We start from the raw sequence: 1,511 nt of genomic DNA, 5'->3' as shown, positions 1-1,511 counted from the left end.
TAAATAAAATACTTAGCCGCCGCATTTAGAAGTTCTTGAGAATAAATTTTAAGCTGCGATGGCGATGAAGACGAGGCAAGCACATATATTTTTAATTTTGGTTCCGTGCCTGACGGTCTTATCAGGACTTTGGCTTGGTCCAATACAAAACTTAGCACATTGGACGAGGGAAGATTGTCAATGCCTTGCAAATAATCTTTAAACTGTTTTACTTCATGCTTGCCTAAGACGGAAGGCGGGTTATTTCTTATAGCGTCTATTTTTTGGTTCATTTCTTTTGCGCCTTCCATGCCTTTGAATTCTATGCTTTTTAATAAGCTTGTATTATATCCATATTGCTCGTAAATTTCTATTAATCTATCTATTAAGGTTTTGCCTTGATTAAGGTAATTCTCGGCCATTTCTGCAACCAGCATTGAAGCGACTACGCCGTCTTTATCCCTCACATAAGCGCCCGCCATATAGCCGTAGCTTTCCTCAAACGCAAAAACAAAACGCTCAAGCTGGTTTTTGGCTTCCAATTCGCCTAGCTTTTCGCCTATAAATTTGAAACCTGTCAGCACGTCAATGACTTCGCCGTTGTAGTCTTTGGCTATATCGTATATTAAATCGGTGGATACGATAGTCTTTATTATAATAGGGCTTTGGGGCAAAGTTTTTTGCCTTTTTCTTTCAGATAGTAGATAATCAGTCAACAAAATTCCTATCTCATTGCCTGTTATTAACCTTATCTTTCCTTTGTGTCTTACGCCTACGCCCAATCTATCGCAATCGGGATCGGTCGCCAAAACCAAATCGGCTTTTTTGGCATCCGCCAGCTTTATGGCTAAAGTTAACGCCTCTTGAGCCTCGGGATTGGGATAAGGGCATGTTTTGAAGTTTCCGTCGGGCAATTCCTGTTCGGGCACGATATAAACATTTTCAAATCCGCGCCTTCTTAATATATCTTTTACCGGAATATATCCCGCGCCGTTTAAGGGCGTGTAAACTATTTTTATGTTTTTGGGCGCGTTATCGCTTACCGAGCAGCCGATAACATTTTCTATGTATTTTTCATAAACATCGGAAGAAATATATTCTATTTTTTGGGATTTTAGATAGTTTTCAAAAGTGTCTGTTTGGATCGAAAAAATATCGTCAATGGCGTTAATCTTTTTTAACACTTCTTCAGATGCTTCCAAGGTCAATTGGCATCCGTCCGGGCCATAAGCCTTGTAACCGTTATATTCTTTTGGGTTATGGGAGGCCGTAACCATAACGCCTGCGTCGCATTTTAATTCCCTTACGGCAAAAGAAAGCAAGGGCGTTGGATTGAGTGTTGAAAAGATATAAACTTTTATGTCAAGGCTTGCAAAAACCTCTGCCGCGGCGTGCGCGAATTCATAAGAAAAATTTCTGGAATCGTAAGATATGGCGACGCTTGGACTGCCGCTTTTGGAAACGACATATTGCCCAAGACCATAAGATGCTTTTTTTACCGTGTAAATGTTCATTCGGTTGGCGCCGCTGCC

Annotated in this window: 1 protein-coding gene; it reads right to left on the bottom strand. The window is 40.7% G+C overall.

Annotated elements, in window-relative coordinates; all coding sequences use genetic code 11:
- On the bottom strand, nt 1-1,511 hold a 1,511-nt coding region (locus GX756_03490; GenBank protein ID NLC16921.1), incomplete at both ends, for a phospho-sugar mutase.

Source organism: Clostridiales bacterium, from assembly GCA_012512255.1.
Taxonomy (GTDB): Bacteria; Bacillota; Clostridia; order Christensenellales; family DUVY01; genus DUVY01.
This window is presented reverse-complemented; position numbering and strand designations above follow the sequence as displayed.